Genomic DNA, 17,083 nt, shown 5'->3' on the forward strand with positions numbered 1-17,083 from the left:
GTGGGGCGGACTACTCGGTCGGGTAGACGAACTCCCAGGGCACGACCTCGAAGTCGCCCGTCCCCTTCTCGACCTTCTCGAACGGCGCGCCGCTGAGGCACGGCGGCACCTTGTCCTTCTGCGGGTCGGCGGTCATCCAGGTGTAGCCGAGCCGGTCGCCGCCGGCGTCGTCGTGCACCGTGACGCCGACGCGCGCCTTCCGGAACTCCTTCACGTCCGTCTCGACGACGACGCCCGACACGACGGCCACCTTGCCGCCGGTGGTGAGGCAGTCCACCTTGACCTTCGCGTACCCGCCCCAGTCGCCCTTGTAGTGGCTGAAGCGGAAGGTGCCGGTGGCCTTCATCGGATCCTGCCGGTCCTTCTCCGCCAGGTGCGCGTCGAAGGAGAACGTGATGTCGTCACCGGCCGGCCGGTACAGCTTCGCGGTGCCGGTCAGCGCGGCGGCCTCCGGGGCGGCGGCCGAGACGGCGGCCGGGGCGGGAGCCTCGTCCGTCGAAGCCACGGCGATCCCCCCGGCCCCCAACGTCAGCAGAATCGCGGCGGCGACGGCGACGGTCTTCGTACGACGGTTCATGGTTCCCCGGTCCTCTCGGCAGGTCGTCCGGCCGGTCGACCGGAACGACCACCACTCTTCCGCGCCGCCCGCCGCCCGGCGTCGCGCCGCAGGACGGTTCCGTCTCCGCCGCGCGGCGGAGAGGCACCGCGACCCCGGGCGGAGGCGTACGCAACGAATCGCCGCCCGGCCGGCCGATCGCGCAATGGTTCGACGGTCGGTCCGCAACGCTGCCGTCTTGTCCCGACCGAGCGCGAAACCGTACCGTTTTTGACGTCTTCCCCCTGTACTCCGACCCCCTGAGGATCACGCATGCCCGCGCTGCGCACCGCCCTGCTCCAGAGCTCCGGCGAACTCGGTGACGTGGCCGCCAACCTCAAGATCCTCGACGAGGCCGCCGGCCGGGCCGCGGCCGCCGGAGCGGGACTGCTGCTCGCCCCCGAGCTCTTCCTCACCGGGTACGCCATCGGCGCCGACATGGCGCGGCTGGCCGAACCGGCCGACGGCCCCTCCGCCCGCGCCGTAGCGGCCCTGGCCGTGCGCCACGGCCTGGCCATCGGCTACGGCTACCCGGAGCGGGACACCGAGCGGCACGGCGTCCTGTACAACTCCGCGCAGCTCATCGGCGCCGACGGCGTCCCGCTCGTGCGGTACCGGAAGACCCACCTCTTCGGCGACTTCGAGCTGAAGTGGTTCACCCCCGGTGACCTGGCCGTCGTGCAGGCGGAGCTCGACGGACTCACCGTCGGCATGATGATCTGCTACGACGTCGAGTTCCCCGAGAACGTGCGGGCGCACGCGCTGGCCGGTACGGACCTCCTCCTCGTGCCGACCGCGCTCATGCACCCCGCCGAGGTCGTGCCGCTGTCCGTGGTGCCCGTCCGGGCCTTCGAGAACCAGCTCTACATCGCGTACGCCAACCGGACCGGCCCGGAGGGCGCGTTCGAGTTCGTCGGCCTCTCCACCCTCGCGGGTCCCGACGGCACCGCCCGCGCCCGCGCCGGGCGCGGCGAGGACCTCGTCCTCGGCGATGTCGACCCGGCCCTCCTCGCGGCCTCCCGCGAGGAGAACCCCTACCTCCGCGACCGGCGCCCGGGCCTCTACGGCCCGCTCGTCTGAACCGCCCCCTCCCGCCCCCGCCGAGTCGCCCGGCCTCACCCTTTTTCCGCGCAAGGAGTCCGTACCCCATGACGTCCACGGTGCCCACGACCGCCGTCCCCCACGCCGACGGCCAGCCGCCGATCACCATGTTCGGTCCGGACTTCCCGTACGCCTACGACGACTTCCTGGCCCACCCGGCCGGGCTCGGCCAGATACCGGCGACCGAGCACGGCACCGAGGTCGCCGTCATCGGCGGCGGACTCTCCGGCATCATCGCCGCGTACGAGCTGATGAAGATGGGCCTCAAGCCCGTCGTCTACGAGGCCGACCAGATCGGCGGCCGACTGCGTACCGTCGGCTTCGAGGGCACCGCCACCGAGGGCCTCACCGCCGAGATGGGCGCCATGCGCTTCCCGCCCTCCTCGACCGCGCTCCAGCACTACATCGACCTGGTCGGCCTGGAGACCACGCCCTTCCCGAACCCGCTGGCCGAGACGACCCCCTCGACCGTCGTCGACCTCAAGGGCGAGTCGCACTACGCCACCACCGTCGACGACCTCCCGCAGGTCTACCGCGACGTGATGAACGCGTGGAACGCCTGCCTCGACGAGGGCGCCGACTTCTCCGACATGAACCAGGCCATGCGCGAGCGCGACGTCCCGCGCATCCGCGAGATCTGGGCGAAGCTCGTCGAGAAGCTCGACAACCAGACCTTCTACGGCTTCCTCTGCGACTCGGAGTCCTTCAAGTCCTTCCGGCACCGTGAGATCTTCGGCCAGGTCGGCTTCGGCACCGGCGGCTGGGACACCGACTTCCCGAACTCCATCCTGGAGATCCTCCGCGTCGTCTACACCGAGGCCGACGACCACCACCGCGGCATCGTCGGCGGCTCGCAGCAGCTGCCGCTGCGCCTGTGGGAGCGCGAGCCGGAGAAGATCGTGCACTGGGCGCAGGGCACCTCGCTCAGCTCCCTGCACGAGGGCGCCCCGAAGCCGGCCGTGACCCGGCTGAACCGGACCGCGGGCAACCGGATCACCGTCACCGACGCCTCCGGCGACATCCGTACGTACCAGGCGGCGATCTTCACCGCCCAGTCCTGGATGCTGCTCTCCAAGATCGCCTGTGACGACTCGCTCTTCCCGATCGACCACTGGACGGCGATCGAGCGCACCCACTACATGGAGAGCTCGAAGCTCTTCGTGCCGGTGGACCGGCCGTTCTGGCTGGACAAGGCCGTCGACGACAGGGGAAATCCGACCGGCCGGGACGTCATGTCGATGACGCTGACCGACCGGATGACCCGCGGCACCTACCTCCTGGACGACGGCCCGGACAAGCCGGCCACGATCTGCCTGTCGTACACCTGGTGCGACGACAGCCTGAAGTGGCTGCCGCTGTCCGCGAACGAGCGGATGGAGGTCATGCTGAAGTCGCTCGGCGAGATCTACCCGAAGGTCGACATCCGGAAGCACATCATCGGCAACCCGGTGACGGTCTCCTGGGAGAACGAGCCCTACTTCATGGGCGCGTTCAAGGCGAACCTGCCCGGCCACTACCGCTACCAGCGCCGCCTGTTCACCCACTTCATGCAGGACCGGCTGCCCGAGGACAAGCGGGGCATCTTCCTCGCGGGCGACGACATCTCCTGGACGGCCGGCTGGGCCGAGGGCGCGGTGCAGACGGCGCTCAACGCGGTGTGGGGCGTGATGCACCACTTCGGCGGCGGCACCGACGCCACCAACCCGGGTCCGGGCGACGTGTACGACGAGATCGCCCCGGTCGAGCTGCCGGAGGACTGAGCCGTACGGTCAGGGACCCGGTCCCTTGTTGAGCGACCGGGTCAGGGCCTGGTCAGGGGCGTGAGGAGCATCCGTCCGACCAGGCCCACCGAGCGGTCGAGGCGTTCCGTGAACTCCTCGGCCAGCTCGGGCAGGCCGCGCAGTTGCCACAGCGAGCGCGCCGCCAGCCAGGCCCCGTCGCGGGCCCGGTCCAGGCTCCAGCAGCCGAGCAGATGGGTCAGCGGGTCCGCGATCTCCAGGAGGTCCGGGCCCGGCATCAGTTCCTCCCGGATGCGCTCCTCCAGGAGGTCCAGGACGTCGCCGACCCGGTCGAACTCGTCCTCCAGGTCGGCGGGCGCGCACTCCAGGTCCCGGCAGGTGTCGACCACCGCGAGGGCCAGGTCGTGGCCGATGTGGGCGTTGATCCCGGCCAGCGCGAACTGCAGCGGCCGTACGCCGGGATGACGGCGGTAGCGGAACAGGGGCCGCCAGCAGGCGGGGGAGGGCAGGCCGGTCGCGGCCGCGTCGACCGCGGTCAGATACCGCTCGGCGAACCGTACGTCGAGGGTGGCGGCGGCACGCCGGTCGGCGAAGCCGCCCGCCTCGATCGCGTGGCCGATCTCCTCGGTGACGGTCAGATAGACCCGGTTGAAGACGGCCACCCCGTCGGCCGGATGCCAGGCCGAGCGGAAGGCCCGCATCCGTTCCACCACGGGGTCGACCGCGAGGAACGGGCCGGGCGGCCGCCCGACCCGCTGTGTCTGTTCGCTCTGCCCGATCTGCTGGGTCTGCGCCATGCGGGCAGGCTCCCAGCCGCCGGGCCCGGGAGGGAACTCCTCCGGCCCGGCTTCCCCAGAACGGGCGAATCCCTCAGCTCTTCGACAGCGGCTCGTCGCCGGACGTGCTCTCACGGGCCGCGCTCTCACGGGCGGTGCTCTCACCCGACGTGCTCTCGTACGAGCTGGTGCCGGAGTCGAGCAGCGGCTCCTGCTGCTTGAGGTGGGCCGGGGCGAAGGCCCGCAGCACGTGGTAGCCGGTGATGACGACGATCGTGCCGAGCGCGATGCCGCCCAGCTCGAAGGTGTCCGTGAAGGTCAGCTTCACCCCGCCGACGCCGATGATGATGCCCGCGGCGGCCGGGACCAGGTTGAGCGGGTTGCGCAGGTCGACCTTGGCGTTGATCCAGATCTGGGCGCCGAGCAGGCCGATCATGCCGTACAGGATCACGGTGATGCCGCCGAGGACACCGCCGGGGATGGCGGCGACGACCGCGCCGAACTTCGGGCAGAGACCGAAGAGCAGGGCGAAGCCGGCGGCGGCCCAGTAGGCGGCCGTCGAGTAGACGCGGGTGGCGGCCATGACACCGATGTTCTCGGAGTACGTGGTGTTCGGCGGGCCGCCCACGGCCGTCGACAGCATCGAGGCGGCGCCGTCGGCGGCGATCGCGGTGCCGAGCTGGTCGTCCAGCGGCTTGCCGGTCATCTCGCCGACGGCCTTGACGTGTCCGGCGTTCTCGGCGATCAGGGCGATGACGACGGGCAGTGCGACCAGGATCGCGGACCACTCGAAGCTCGGGCCGTGGAACGACGGCAGGCCGACCCAGTCGGCCTTGGAGACACCGGAGAGGTCGAGGCGCCAGTGGTCGGTGACCTGGCCGCTCGCCGACATCGAGTGGATCTTGCCGAAGACAAGGTCGAAGATCCACGAGATGCCATAGCCGAAGATCAGGCCGAGGAAGATCGCGATCCGCGACCAGAAGCCGCGCAGACAGACGACGGCGAGACCGGTGAACAGCATCACGAGGAGGGCCGTCCACTGGTCCTGCGGCCAGTACGTCGCCGCGGTGACCGGGGCCAGGTTGAAGCCGATCAGCATGACGACGGCGCCGGTCACGATGGGCGGCATCGCCGCGTGGATGATCCGCGCGCCGAACTTCCTGACCGCGAGACCGGCGAGGAAGAGCACCGCGCCGACGACCAGGACCGCGCCGGTCACGGTGGCGCTGCTGCCGCCGGAGGCCCGGATCGCGGCGGCGACACCGACGAACGAGAGCGAGCAGCCCAGGTACGAGGGGACGGTGCCACGGGTCGCGAGGAGGAAGATCGCGGTCGCGAAACCGGACATCATGATCGCGAGGTTCGGGTCCAGACCCATGAGGACCGGGGCGACGAACGATGCCCCGAACATGGCGACCACGTGCTGGGCTCCGAGGCCGACCGTACGGGGCCAGGAGAGCCGTTCGTCCGGGCGGACGACGGCTCCGGGAGCGGGTGTCTTCCCGTCGCCGTGCAAGGTCCAGCGCACGCCGAGGTTCATGAGGTGGCTCCCGTTCTCCGGTTCCGGCGGTCGTGTCGCGACCGCAAAAGATCAGCCACATGGTATGCGCCGCCGGAGGCCGGGGATGTGCGCCGAGGACGTACGCCGGGTCGGGCCCCGCCGTCCGTCCGGGCCCGGGACCGCTCGTCCGGGCCCGGGCCCGCTACCCGACGGGGCCCGGGGTCTTCTCCGGAGCGGGCTTCGTCGGAGTGGACTCCCGCCCGCCGGACCTGAGGACGCCCGCGCCCACGACGAGCCCCAGCGCGAGCAGGGTGACCAGGCCGAACGAGAAGACCAGCGAGGTCGCGTCGGCGATGCCGCCGATCGCCGAGGGGGCGATGAGCCCCGAGGTGTACGTGATGGTGGCGACGCCCGCGATGGCCTGGCTCGGGTTCGGGCCGCTGCGCCCGGCCGCGGCGAAGGCGAGCGGGACGACGACCGCGACCCCGAGCCCGATGAGACCGAAACCGGCCATGGCGACGGCGGCGTGCGGGGCGACGACGACCAGGACTCCGCCGAGGGTGGCGACGGCGCCCCCGACCCGTACCGTACGGACCGCCCCGAAGCGGTCCACGACGCGGTCGCCGGCCAGGCGCGCGACGGTCATCGTCAGCGCGAAGGCGGTCGTGGAGGCGGCCGCGAGCCCGGCGGAGCTGCCCAGCTCGTCGCGGAGGTAGACGGCCGACCAGTCGAGGCTGGCGCCCTCCGCGAACACCGCGCAGAAGCCGATCGCGCCGATGACCAGCGCGGACTTCGGCGGCAGCGAGAAGCGTGGCGGCGGCTCCTCGTCCGGTGTGCTGCGCATGTCCAGGACGCCCTGGCAGAAGAGCAGGCCGAGGGCGGTGAGGACCAGGGCCGCGATCAGGTGGTGGAGGCGGGCGTCGCCGCCGAGGTGGGCGGCGACCGTGCCGGCGGCGGAGCCGATGAGGGCGCCCCCGCTCCACATGCCGTGCAGGCTCGACATGATGGACTTGCCGAGCCGGTTCTCGGTCTCGACGCCGAGCGCGTTCATCGCCACGTCGGACATGCCGGCGGTCGCGCCGAACACGAAGAGCGCGGCGCACAGGCCCCAGATGTTCGGGGCGAGCGCGGGCAGCGTCAGGGCGAGCGTCCATAGACTGAGCAGGCCGCGCAGCGCCGTGCGGGCGCCGAACCGGTGGGACACGGCCCCGGCCAGCGGCATCGCGACGGAGGCGCCGAGGGCCGGGAAGGCGAGCGCGAGTCCGAGCTGCCCCGCGCTCACACCCGCGTGCTCCTGGATCCAGGGGATGCGGGTCGCGAAACTGCCGGTGACGGAGCCGTGGACGCAGAAGACTGCGGCGATGGCGAAACGTGCCCGCCGCAGGCGATCGGTGCTGGAGACGGTCTCCGCCGCCATGGGCCCTCCCTGGGTGCTGGTGTGGCGTGGTGTCGGGTGGTGCGGCCGTAAACTATCAGGAACCCTGCCTGATAAATAGACTGCAGGACGGCATCCGCACCCGAGCGCTTCTGAGAGGATCGCCGCATGGCCGCATCCCCGAGCACCGCACGAGCCATCAACGACCGGTTCGCCCTGCGACTGCTCCAGGACGAAGGCCCGTTGACGGCCACTCAGCTCAAGACCCTCACCGGACTCTCCCGGCCCACCGTCGCCGACCTCGTCGAGCGGCTCCAGGGCTCCGGGCTCGTCCATGTCGTCGGGGAGTCCGGAGCCGAACGCCGGGGACCCAACGCCAAGCTGTACGGGCTCGTCGCCGATCGCGCGCACCTCGCCGCCCTCGACGTACGGACCCGGTCGGTCTCCGTCACCGTCGCCGACCTGCTCGGCACCACCCTCGCCGAGGCCTCCGTGCCCGTCGGCGACGACAGCGACACCGGACCCGCCGTCGAGAAGGCGGTCGCGCTCCTGGAGCGGACCGTGAAGGAGGCGGGCGCCGACCGGCTGCACAGCGTGGCCGTCGGCGCCCCCGGCCTCATCGACCCGGCCACCGGTGAACTCCGCGACTCCTCGGGACTGCCCGCCTGGCACCGACGGCTCGTCGGCGTCCTCCAGGAACGCCTGCCCGCGCACGTCCTCGTCGAGAACGAGACCAACCTCGCCGCCGTCGCCGAACTGCGCGAGGGCGCGGCCCGCGACCGCGAGGACTTCGTCCTGCTCTGGCTCGGCCAGGGCGTCGGCGCGGCTGTCGTCCTCGGCGGACGACTGCGCCGCGGGGCCTCGGGCGGCGCGGGCGAGATCGGCTTCCTGCCCGTGCCCGGCACCTCGGGACTCCCCTCGGCCACCGGCTGCGACGGCGGCTTCCACGAGCTGGCCTGCGCGGCGGCCGTCGCATGCCTGGCCGCCGCCCACGGCCTCACGGCGGCGGAGGCGCTCGCCGCGGGGCACGCCCCCTTCCTCGACGCCCTGGCCCGCCGCCTCGCCATCGGTGCCGCCGCCGTCGCCTCGGTCCTGGATCCCGGCTGTGTGGTCCTCGCCGGGGAGACCGGCCACCAGGGCGGCGCCGCGCTCGCCGCGCGCGTGGAGGCCGAACTCGCCGCCCTCTCCCCGCTCCGTACGGAGGTCCGTGCGACGGCCCTGGGCGACGCGGCGGTGCTGCGCGGCGCCCTGCTCCTCGCCCGGGACGCGGCGCAGGACGCGCTCTTCGGGATGCCGACGGCGGGGCTCTAGAAGGGGGCTCCGGGCGGAACAGCCCGGTCGAGGAGCGGCCCGCCCTGGCGCAGGTCGACCGCGTACGGCGGTGAGTGCCTGTTGAGGACCCGCACCTCGTGGCCGTCCGGGCGCAGCCGCTCACAGACGGGCCGGCCGAGGGTTCCCGTGCCGCCGGTCACCAGGATCGTGCTCATGTCCTCAAGGCCGACCGCCCTCGGCCCCCTCCGCACACGCGGACTCGGCTTCCTCCGCACACGCGGACGCGCCGCGCCCCGGACAGGGGGGCGCGGCGCAGGGGGAGCCCGGCGGCGGCAAGGGCCGTGATGTTCCGCCGCCGGGGGTCTCGGAGGGGGTGGGTCAGCAGGGACCGAGGTCCTTCCAGACACCCCACTCGCCGGTCGTGCCCGGCGTCTCGTTCTGGGTCCACCACTGGGCCTTGTACTTGCGGCCGTTGTGGGAGACCTCGTTGCCCGCGTTGTAGACCGTGCCGGCCACGTACGCCGGGACCGTGCCGCAGCCCGTGGGCGGCGTCGTCGGAGGCGTGGTCGGGGGAGTGGTCGGCGGGGTCGTCGGCGGAGTGGTGGGCGGCGTCGTCGGCGGGGTGGTCGGCGGGGTCGTCGTGCCGGGCTCCACCACCGTCGTGCCGCGCGCCAGGTCACCGGCGAGGGCGTACGTCGTGCCGTTGATGTTCACCGTCCAGTTGGAGGGGGTGGACACCGGCAGGTAGTAGTTGAACGCCAGGTCGACCGTGGCGCCCGGGGCCAGCGACTGCCAGGCCGGGAGCTTCAGGGAGACACGGTGGAAGTCGCCCTTCAGACCGCCCACGTTGCTGCCCGTGTGGTCGCTGCTGATCACCTTCGTGCCGAAGCCCGACTGGTCGGAGGCGTTGGCCGGGGCCGAGGTCCCGTAGTCGAACTGGAACTCCGTGCCGCCCGGGAGGGTGGCCGCCGTGTTGTTGGTGATCTTGATCTTCGGGGTGATCGGGTAGTTCGAGTCACCCAGCTTGAACTCGGTGAACTGCGCGTCGATCTTCACGGCCTGGGTCGGCAGCGCCTTGTTCGACTTCTTCGCGCCGTACGGGGTGGCCGCCTTGAACTTGTCGTACATCAGCGAGGTGAGCGTCGAGCCCATCTCGTACTGGCCCTTGGCGGCGTTCCAGGCGTAGTCGCCGGCCATCTCCCAGACCATCGTGCCGCCGATGCCCTTGTCGACCACGTAGTCGGCCTTGGCGGCCACCGACTGCTCGTCCTCGGTGGAGAGGAAGACCTTCTTCTGCGCGTTCCACAGCCACGGCGCGACCAGCGTCGAGTCGTACTTGCGGGCGTAGGTGCCGGTCAGGGTGGTGTTCGCCGGGAAGCCGTACTGGGTGACGTAGTCGCCGACGATCCCCTTCTCGAGGTTCTTGGCGTGCCACATCGGGTTGGAGCCGGCGGGCGACTCGACACCGTTGGTGTCCTTGTCGTGCCACAGGTTGTCGATGCCGGTGGCGCCGTCACCGCACTTGGTCAGGCCGGCTCCGGCCGGGCAGGTGGTCGCGGAGGCCTTGCCCCACAGACCGTCGGTGCCGCCCTGCACGTTCTTGTGACCGCGGGTGTAGTAGGGCAGGCCGATGTTGATCCGGCCGGCCGGCATCGAGCCGCGGAAGTAGTGGTACGCCCAGTCGGTGTTGAGGTACCCGATGTTGCCGTACTGCGCCGAGCCGTAGACGTTGGCGGCGGCGAGCTCGCCGTCCTTCCCGTCGTCGAAGAGGGAGGCGTTGGGCCCGACGTACTCGTTCCAGGCGCCGTGCAGGTCGTAGGACATGATGTTGACGTAGTCCAGATACTTCTGCATCTGGAAGGTCTCCATGCCCCGCAGCAGGTAGCCGGAGGAGGGGGCGGCGACCGTCAGCAGGTAGTGCTTGCCGTCGGCGGCGCCCGCCGCGTCCAGCTTCTCGCGCAGGGACTTCATGAGGGCCGCGTAGCCCTGCACGAGTCCGGCGCGGCGCGCGTTGGCGAACTGCCAGTCGAGCGGGTTGCCGGCGTCCTTCATGGTCGTCGGGTACTCGTAGTCGATGTCGACGCCGTTGAAGCCGTACTTGCGGATGAAGTCGACGGACGAGGCGGCGAAGGTGTCGATCCCGGCCTGGTTGACCGAACCGTCGGCGTTGGTGGCCATCGAGTAGAAGCCGCCCGAGTTGACCCGGTCACCGTTGTCCGCGAAGTATCCGCCGGTCTCGGCCCAGCCGCCGACCGAGATCAGCGTCTTCACGTTCGGGTGCTGCTTCTTGAACTTGTTGAGCAGGTTGAAGTGGCCCTTGTAGGCGTACGCGGGGTCCATCTCGGCGCCCGCGACACCGGGCCAGGTCATCCCGGTGGCCGCGTTGTTCGGACCGTCCGCGCCGACGGAGAGCTTGTTGTCCCCGCCGATGTGGCCGAAGGCGTAGTTGATGTGGGTGATCTTCTCCCACGGGATGTCCTTGGCCAGGTAGGCGGGCTGGCCGTTCTTGCCATCGCGCCAGCCGGTGAAGTAGCCGATGACCCGGCGCTGGTGGTCCGCGCCCATCTTCTCGCGGCCCTCGGTGTCGTAGACCGAGCAGTAGGGGACGTCGACGCCGGGGGTCTTGTAGAGCCCGTCGGGGCGACAGCTCTCGTTGTCGGCCGCGTACGAGACGCCGCCGGAAAGGGAGCTCAGCAGCAGACCGGCGACGGCCGCGCCGGAAGCGAGCAGCGAGGCTCTCTTCGTGGTGGGGGACAACACGATCGGTTCCTCCTGGGGAGGGGATCCCTCCACGCCCTCACGGCGTAGGGGGAGCGGACAAACACAACGAACAAGGGGGTGGGTCGTGTTGGGCCCGTGGAGTGCGCACCCCGCCGGACCGTTCCTCGGAGGTGACACGGAGATTAAGAGGACTAGACCAGTGCGTCAATAGGTCTGGACCATAGAAGAGTTCTGTGGGAGTCTGTGAGCCAGACCACAGGAACTCGGCCACAACGCCCCTCGCGGGTCGTGGCACACTGGCCCTGTATCAGCAGCAGCGCACTCCGGGGTCGGTGTAATTCCGAACCGGCGGTATAGTCCGCGACCCGTCCGCAAGCCAGCGGCCGGTTGACCAGGTGAAATTCCTGGACCGACGGTGAAAGTCCGGATGGGAGGCAGTGCGCGGCGGGCGACCCCTGACAGGGGTGTGCCGGCCGTACGTCCGCTGGTCGCCGTATCGACATCGATCGGCGTACCCGCAGGACGCGGCCCCGGCGCACCCTGTGTGAGACGTCGTTCCGCTCTCTGTCGTCATCGACAGGCCCCGGAGTCCGTGCCCGAAGAGGCAGGAGGACCCGGTGGCCCAGCAGGCCGACATCACCGCCATGCGACGCGCCGTCGAACTCGCCGCACGCGGTCTCGGCGCCACCAGCCCCAACCCGGTCGTCGGGTGCGTCATCACCGACGCCTCCGGACACGTGGTCGGCGAGGGCTGGCACCAGCGCGCCGGCGGCCCCCACGCCGAGGTCCACGCCCTGCGCGAGGCAGGCGCCCTCGCCCGCGGCGGAACCGCCTACGTCACGCTCGAACCCTGCAACCACACCGGCCGCACCGGCCCCTGCGCCCAGGCCCTGATCGAGGCCGGGGTCAGCCGGGTCGTGTACGCGGTCGGCGACCCGAACCCGCAGGCCACCGGCGGTGCCGACACCCTGCGCGCCGCCGGGACAGAGGTCGGGCAGGGCCTCCTGGAGGCCGAGGCCGAGGCGGGCAACATCGCCTGGCTCACCTCCGTACGCCACGGCCGTCCCTTCGTCCGCTGGAAGTACGCCGCCACCCTCGACGGCCGGATCGCCGCCGCCGACGGCACCTCCCGCTGGATCACCTCCGCCGAGTCCCGCGCCGACGTCCACCGGCTGCGCGCCGAGGCCGACGCCGTCGTGGTCGGCTCCGGCACCGCCCGCGCGGACGACCCCCACCTGGCCGTACGCGGCATCGAAGGGGCCGTCCAGCCGCTCCGGGTCGTCATCGACACCGAGGCGACCGCGGTGAAGCCCGGCGCCCGGGTCCTGGACGACGCGGCCCCGACCCTGATCGCGATCGCGGAGGACGCCGAGACCTCCCTCGACGGCGCCGACCTCGTACGCCTCCCCAGGGCCGAGCGCGGCCTGTCCGTACCGGCCCTCCTGGACGCCCTCCACGCGCGCGGTGTCCGCTCCGTCCTCCTCGAAGGCGGCCCCACCCTCGCGGGCGCCTTCGTCGCCGCGGGCGCCGTCGACCAGGTCGTCGGCTATCTCGCCCCGGTCCTCCTCGGCGCGGGGCCCGCGGCCCTCGCCGGCGCCGGAATCAGCACCATCACCGAAGCGTTGCGGCTCGACATCACCGATATCTCGGATATCGGATCCGATATCCGCATCACCGCCACCCTCAAGGGAGCCTGACCGTGTTCACCGGAATCGTCGAAGAACTGGGCGAGGTCACCGCCGTCGAGCAGCTGGAGGACGCCTCCCGCTTCCGCCTGCGCGGTCCCCTGGTCACGGAAGGCGCCCAGCACGGCGACTCCATCGCCGTCAACGGTGTCTGTCTCACGGTCGTCGAGTTCGGCGACGGCGAGTTCACCGCCGACGTCATGGCCGAGACCCTCAAGCGGTCCAGCCTCGGCGCCCTGGAGGTCGGCTCCCGCGTCAACCTGGAGCGGCCCATGGCCGTCGGCGGCCGCCTCGGCGGTCACATCGTCCAGGGCCACGTGGACGGCACCGGCACGATCCTGGAGCGCACCCCGTCCGAGCACTGGGAGCTCGTCAAGGTCGGCCTGCCCGCCCACCTCTCCCGGTACGTCGTCGAGAAGGGCTCGATCACGGTCGACGGCGTCAGCCTCACCGTCGTCGAGGTCACCGACGACTGGTTCACCATCAGCCTCATCCCCACCACCCTCGACCTGACCACCCTCGGCATCAAGCAGTCCGGCGACCCGGTCAACCTCGAAGTGGACGTCATCGCCAAGTACGTCGAGCGGCTGCTCGGCCCGAACGCCAAGGAGAGCGACAAGTGAGCTGGCTCAACTCCGAGGCCTTCAGCGCCTTCGGTCAGCACATCATGTGGTCCGACATGATCGGCAACACGATCGGACTCATAGCCCTCGCGCTCGGCTGGCGCCGCTCCATCCTCACCTGGCCCGCCCAGCTGCTCTCCGGCCTGATCCTCGTCGGCGCCTACGCCTCCGCCCACCTCTCCGGCGGCGTCGGCAAGCAGCTCCTCGTCATCGGCGTCGCCGCCTGGGGCTGGTGGCAGTGGAACCGGGGCAGGCAGCAGGCCCAGGACGGCTCCATCGCCGTCCGCTTCGCCACCTGGAAGGAGCGCGGACTGCTCCTCGCCGGCGCGGTCGTCGGCACCCTCGCCGTCGGGGGCCTGTTCACCCTCTACCCGTCGCTCTCCTGGAGCCCGTGGGCCGACGCGTACATCTTCGTCGGCACCCTCGTCGCGATGGTCGCCCAGGCCCGCGGCCTGGTCGAGTTCTGGTTCGCCTGGCTCCTCGTGGACCTGGTCGGCGTCCCGCTCGCCTTCAACAGCGGCCTCGCCTTCTCCGGCCTGGTCTACGTCATCTACTTCGCCCTCGTCGTCTGGGGCATGCGCGACTGGTGGCTCCGTACGCGCACGACCTCCGCCACCGCTCTGGAAGGAGCCCACGCATGAGCGCGCTGCCGATCTGGGACACCACCGACCTCGCCCTCGACCCCGTCGAGCAGGCCATCCGCGACATCGCCGCCGGCCGCCCCGTCGTCGTCGTCGACGACGAGGACCGCGAGAACGAGGGCGACCTCGTCATCGCCGCCGAGAAGGCCACCCCCGAGGTCGTCGCCTTCATGATGAGCGAGTGCCGCGGCCTGATCTGCGCGCCCATGGAGAACGACGAGCTGGAGCGCCTCCAGCTCCCGCAGATGGTCGAGCACAACACCGAGTCGATGCGCACGGCCTTCACGGTCTCCGTCGACGCGGCCCCCGCCCACGGCGTCACCACGGGCATCTCCGCCGCCGACCGCGCCACCACCCTGCGGATGCTCGCGAGCGGCAGCCACGAGCCCTCCGACTTCGTACGGCCCGGCCACATCTTCCCGCTCCGCGCCAAGCCCGGCGGCGTCCTGGCCCGCAACGGCCACACCGAGGCAGCCGTCGACCTCGCCCGCCTCGCGGGCCTCCGCCCGGCCGGCGCGATCGTCGAGATCGCCGGCGAGGACGGCGTCATGCTGCGCCTGCCCGAGCTGGTCCCCTTCGCCCGCAAGCACGGCCTCACGATCATCTCCATCGAGGACCTGATCGCCTACCGGCGCTCCGCCGAGCCGACCGTCCGCCGCGAGGCCGAGGTCCGGCTCCCCACCGCGCACGGCGACTTCACCGCGTACGGCTACCGCTCCACCGTGGACGGCGTCGAGCACGTCGCCCTCGTCCACGGGGAGATCGGCGACGGCGAGGACATCCTGGTCCGGGTCCACTCCGAGTGCCTGACCGGCGACATCTTCCACTCGCTGCGCTGCGACTGCGGCCCGCAGCTGGAGGCCTCCATGGACCGCGTCACCGAGGCCGGCCGCGGCGTCGTGGTCTACCTCCGCGGCCACGAGGGCCGCGGCATCGGCCTGCTGTCCAAGCTCCGCGCGTACGAGCTCCAGGAGCGAGGCCGCGACACCCTCGACGCCAACCTGGAGCTCGGGCTGCCCGCGGACGCCCGTGACTACGGGGCCGGCGCGCAGATCCTCGTCGACCTCGGCGTCCGGAGCCTGCGTCTGATGACCAACAACCCCGACAAGATCGACGCCCTGACCCGGCACGGCCTCAGGGTCGAGGGCCGCGAGCCGATGCCGGTCACGGCCGGCGAGCACAACCTCCGGTACCTGACCACCAAGCGGGACCGGATGGGCCACGACCTGCCCTGGCTGGACGGCTCCCCGGCCCCCACCTGCGGCAACCAGTAACCACGTACGTATCCACCGTTTCCACCGGCAAGGAGAATCATGAGCGGCAAGGGCGCACCCGTCCTCAGCGTGAAGAACTGCGGCGACCTGCGGGTCGCGGTCATCGCGGCGCAGTGGCACGAGAAGATCATGGACGGTCTCGTCGACGGCGCCCTTCGCGCCCTCAGCGAGCTCGGCATCGACGAGCCCACCCTGCTCCGCGTTCCCGGCAGCTTCGAGCTCCCGGTCGTGGCGAAGGTCCTCGCCGGGCGCGGCTACGATGCCATCGTGGCGCTCGGCGTCGTCATCCGCGGCGGAACGCCGCACTTCGAGTACGTGTGCCAGGGCGTCACCCACGGCCTCACCCAGGTCTCGATCGACACCGGCGTACCCGTCGGATTCGGTGTCCTCACCGTCGACACCGAGGAGCAGGCCCTCGACCGGGCCGGCCTCGAGGGATCCAGCGAGGACAAGGGCCACGAGGCCGTCACCGCCGCCGTCGCCACCGCGACGACGCTGCGCACGGTCAGCGAACCCTGGCGCTAGTGACGCGACCCTTACCCCGTACTCTTAGGACCATCATGGCGAACGAAACCCGGAAAAGCTTCGAAGAGCTCTTCGCCGAGCTCAAGCTCAAGGCCGAGACCGGCGACCCGGCCACCTCCCGCACCGCGGAACTGGTGGACAAGGGCGTCCATGCCATCGGCAAGAAGGTCGTCGAAGAGGCCGCCGAGGTCTGGATGGCCGCCGAGTACGAGGGCAAGGAAGCGGCCGCCGAGGAGATCTCGCAGCTGCTGTACCACGTCCAGGTGATGATGGTCGCCCGCGGGATCTCGCTCGACGACGTCTACGCCCACCTCTGAGCACACCACCTCCGGGCGCGTGCCGCCCCCGGACTCCCCACCACTCCCAGGCAAAGGAAGCTCACCCCATGCTGCGCATCGCCGTTCCCAACAAGGGTTCCCTCTCCGGACCTGCGTCGGCAATGCTCCATGAGGCCGGCTACCGCCAGCGCAAGGAGTCCAAGGAGCTCGTCGTCATCGACCCCGACAACGAGGTCGAGTTCTTCTACCTGCGCCCGAAGGACATCGCGATCTACGTCGCCTCCGGGAAGCTGGACATCGGCATCACCGGCCGTGACCTGCTCCTGGACTCCGGCGCCAGCGCCGAGGAGATCCTCGCGCTGAACTTCGGCCGTTCCACCTTCCGGTACGCCACCCGCCCGGGCACCGCGAACGGCCCCGAGGACTTCGGCGGCATGACGATCGCCACCTCCTACGAGGGCATCGTCGCCAAGCACCTCGCCGACCAGGGCATCGACGCCTCCGTCGTCCACCTCGACGGCGCCGTCGAGACCGCGATCCAGCTGGGCGTCGCCCAGATCATCGCGGACGTCGTCGAGACCGGCACCAGCCTGCGCAACGCCGGACTGGAGGTCATCGGCGAGCCGATCCTGACCTCCGAGGCCGTCGTGATCCGCCGCCACGGCGCCACCGACGACAACCCGCAGGTCCAGCAGTTCATGCGCCGCCTCCAGGGCGTCCTCGTCGCCCGCTCGTACGTGATGATGGACTACGACTGCCGCGCCGAGCACCTGGAGCAGGCCGTCGCCCTCACCCCGGGCCTGGAGTCGCCCACCGTCTCCCCGCTGCACAACGAGGGCTGGGTCGCCGTCCGTGCGATGGTCCCCGCCAAGGAGGCGCAGCGGATCATGGACGACCTGTACGAGATCGGTGCCCGCGCCATCCTCACCACCGCCATCCACGCCTGCCGCCTCTGACGGCACGGCCCGCCCGCACCG

At 71.2% G+C, this 17,083-nt stretch carries 15 protein-coding genes, 1 pseudogene and 1 riboswitch; of the genes and pseudogenes, 10 read left to right on the top strand and 6 right to left on the bottom strand.

The genetic code is table 11. The annotated features are described in order from the left end of the window. Positions 1-10: 10 nt before the first annotated feature. Positions 11-577, bottom strand: a complete 567-nt coding sequence (locus N5875_RS32035) for a Repetin (RefSeq protein ID WP_318206751.1) — start codon at positions 575-577, stop codon at positions 11-13. Between the two features lie 291 nt (positions 578-868). On the opposite strand from N5875_RS32035, the gene N5875_RS32040 reads away from it, so the two are divergent. Next, positions 869-1,675: a carbon-nitrogen hydrolase family protein gene (locus N5875_RS32040; RefSeq protein ID WP_338497687.1), complete on the top strand. Its 807-nt coding sequence runs from the start codon at positions 869-871 to the stop codon at positions 1,673-1,675. Between the two features lie 68 nt (positions 1,676-1,743). Further along, a complete protein-coding gene (locus N5875_RS32045) occupies positions 1,744-3,456 on the top strand; it encodes an NAD(P)/FAD-dependent oxidoreductase (RefSeq protein ID WP_318206749.1) in 1,713 nt (570 codons plus the stop codon). Positions 3,457-3,497: 41 nt separating this feature from the next. Here the strand turns inward: N5875_RS32045 and N5875_RS32050 are convergent, their stop codons facing one another. The 3 genes from N5875_RS32050 to N5875_RS32060 all read right to left on the bottom strand — a co-directional run bounded on the left by N5875_RS32050 (position 3,498) and on the right by N5875_RS32060 (position 7,129). Continuing rightward, positions 3,498-4,232, bottom strand: coding sequence for a DUF5995 family protein (locus N5875_RS32050; RefSeq protein ID WP_318206748.1), 735 nt, complete (start codon positions 4,230-4,232; stop codon positions 3,498-3,500). A gap of 73 nt (positions 4,233-4,305) precedes the next feature. Next, positions 4,306-5,751, bottom strand: coding sequence for a solute carrier family 23 protein (locus tag N5875_RS32055; RefSeq protein WP_318206747.1), 1,446 nt, complete (start codon positions 5,749-5,751; stop codon positions 4,306-4,308). A gap of 163 nt (positions 5,752-5,914) precedes the next feature. After that, positions 5,915-7,129 (bottom strand): MFS transporter, encoded by a 1,215-nt coding sequence (locus N5875_RS32060; protein WP_338497691.1) that lies wholly within the window; start codon positions 7,127-7,129, stop codon positions 5,915-5,917. Between the two features lie 126 nt (positions 7,130-7,255). On the opposite strand from N5875_RS32060, the gene N5875_RS32065 reads away from it, so the two are divergent. Continuing rightward, positions 7,256-8,398 (top strand): ROK family transcriptional regulator, encoded by a 1,143-nt coding sequence (locus tag N5875_RS32065; RefSeq protein WP_338497693.1) that lies wholly within the window; start codon positions 7,256-7,258, stop codon positions 8,396-8,398. Positions 8,399-8,415: 17 nt separating this feature from the next. Here N5875_RS32065 and N5875_RS32070 read toward each other — a convergent pair. Beyond that, positions 8,416-8,574: pseudogene (locus N5875_RS32070) on the bottom strand (NAD-dependent epimerase/dehydratase family protein); the annotation flags it as partial. A gap of 163 nt (positions 8,575-8,737) precedes the next feature. Next, the gene (locus N5875_RS32075; RefSeq protein WP_318206744.1) at positions 8,738-11,119 is read right to left on the bottom strand and encodes a chitinase C-terminal domain-containing protein; all 2,382 of its coding nucleotides are present in this window, start codon (positions 11,117-11,119) and stop codon (positions 8,738-8,740) included. Between the two features lie 275 nt (positions 11,120-11,394). Next, a riboswitch (FMN riboswitch) is annotated at positions 11,395-11,525 on the top strand. A 172-nt stretch (positions 11,526-11,697) separates the two neighbouring features. Between N5875_RS32075 and ribD the strand changes: the two genes are divergently transcribed. From ribD to hisG, 7 genes are all read left to right on the top strand, one after another. Continuing rightward, a complete protein-coding gene (ribD, locus tag N5875_RS32080) occupies positions 11,698-12,777 on the top strand; it encodes a bifunctional diaminohydroxyphosphoribosylaminopyrimidine deaminase/5-amino-6-(5-phosphoribosylamino)uracil reductase RibD (RefSeq protein ID WP_318206743.1) in 1,080 nt (359 codons plus the stop codon). A 2-nt stretch (positions 12,778-12,779) separates the two neighbouring features. After that, on the top strand, positions 12,780-13,388 hold the full coding sequence (locus tag N5875_RS32085) for a riboflavin synthase (protein WP_030316363.1): 609 nt from the start codon (positions 12,780-12,782) through the stop codon (positions 13,386-13,388). Between the two features lie 44 nt (positions 13,389-13,432). Continuing rightward, positions 13,433-14,029, top strand: a complete 597-nt coding sequence (locus tag N5875_RS32090; RefSeq protein WP_318207356.1) for a nicotinamide mononucleotide transporter family protein — start codon at positions 13,433-13,435, stop codon at positions 14,027-14,029. After that, complete coding sequence (locus tag N5875_RS32095; protein ID WP_318206742.1) at positions 14,026-15,303, top strand: bifunctional 3,4-dihydroxy-2-butanone-4-phosphate synthase/GTP cyclohydrolase II; 1,278 nt, start codon at positions 14,026-14,028, stop codon at positions 15,301-15,303. The genes N5875_RS32090 and N5875_RS32095 overlap by 4 nt, the downstream gene beginning before the upstream one ends. 39 nt (positions 15,304-15,342) lie before the next feature. After that, the gene (ribH, locus tag N5875_RS32100; protein ID WP_125665105.1) at positions 15,343-15,828 is read left to right on the top strand and encodes a 6,7-dimethyl-8-ribityllumazine synthase; all 486 of its coding nucleotides are present in this window, start codon (positions 15,343-15,345) and stop codon (positions 15,826-15,828) included. Positions 15,829-15,863: 35 nt separating this feature from the next. Then, a complete protein-coding gene (locus tag N5875_RS32105) occupies positions 15,864-16,145 on the top strand; it encodes a phosphoribosyl-ATP diphosphatase (protein WP_309049467.1) in 282 nt (93 codons plus the stop codon). A gap of 68 nt (positions 16,146-16,213) precedes the next feature. Beyond that, positions 16,214-17,062, top strand: coding sequence for an ATP phosphoribosyltransferase (hisG, locus tag N5875_RS32110; protein WP_030316372.1), 849 nt, complete (start codon positions 16,214-16,216; stop codon positions 17,060-17,062). Positions 17,063-17,083 lie beyond the last annotated feature (21 nt).

The sequence above is a fragment of the Streptomyces sp. SJL17-4 genome (assembly GCF_036826855.1).
GTDB lineage: Bacteria > Actinomycetota > Actinomycetes > Streptomycetales > Streptomycetaceae > Streptomyces.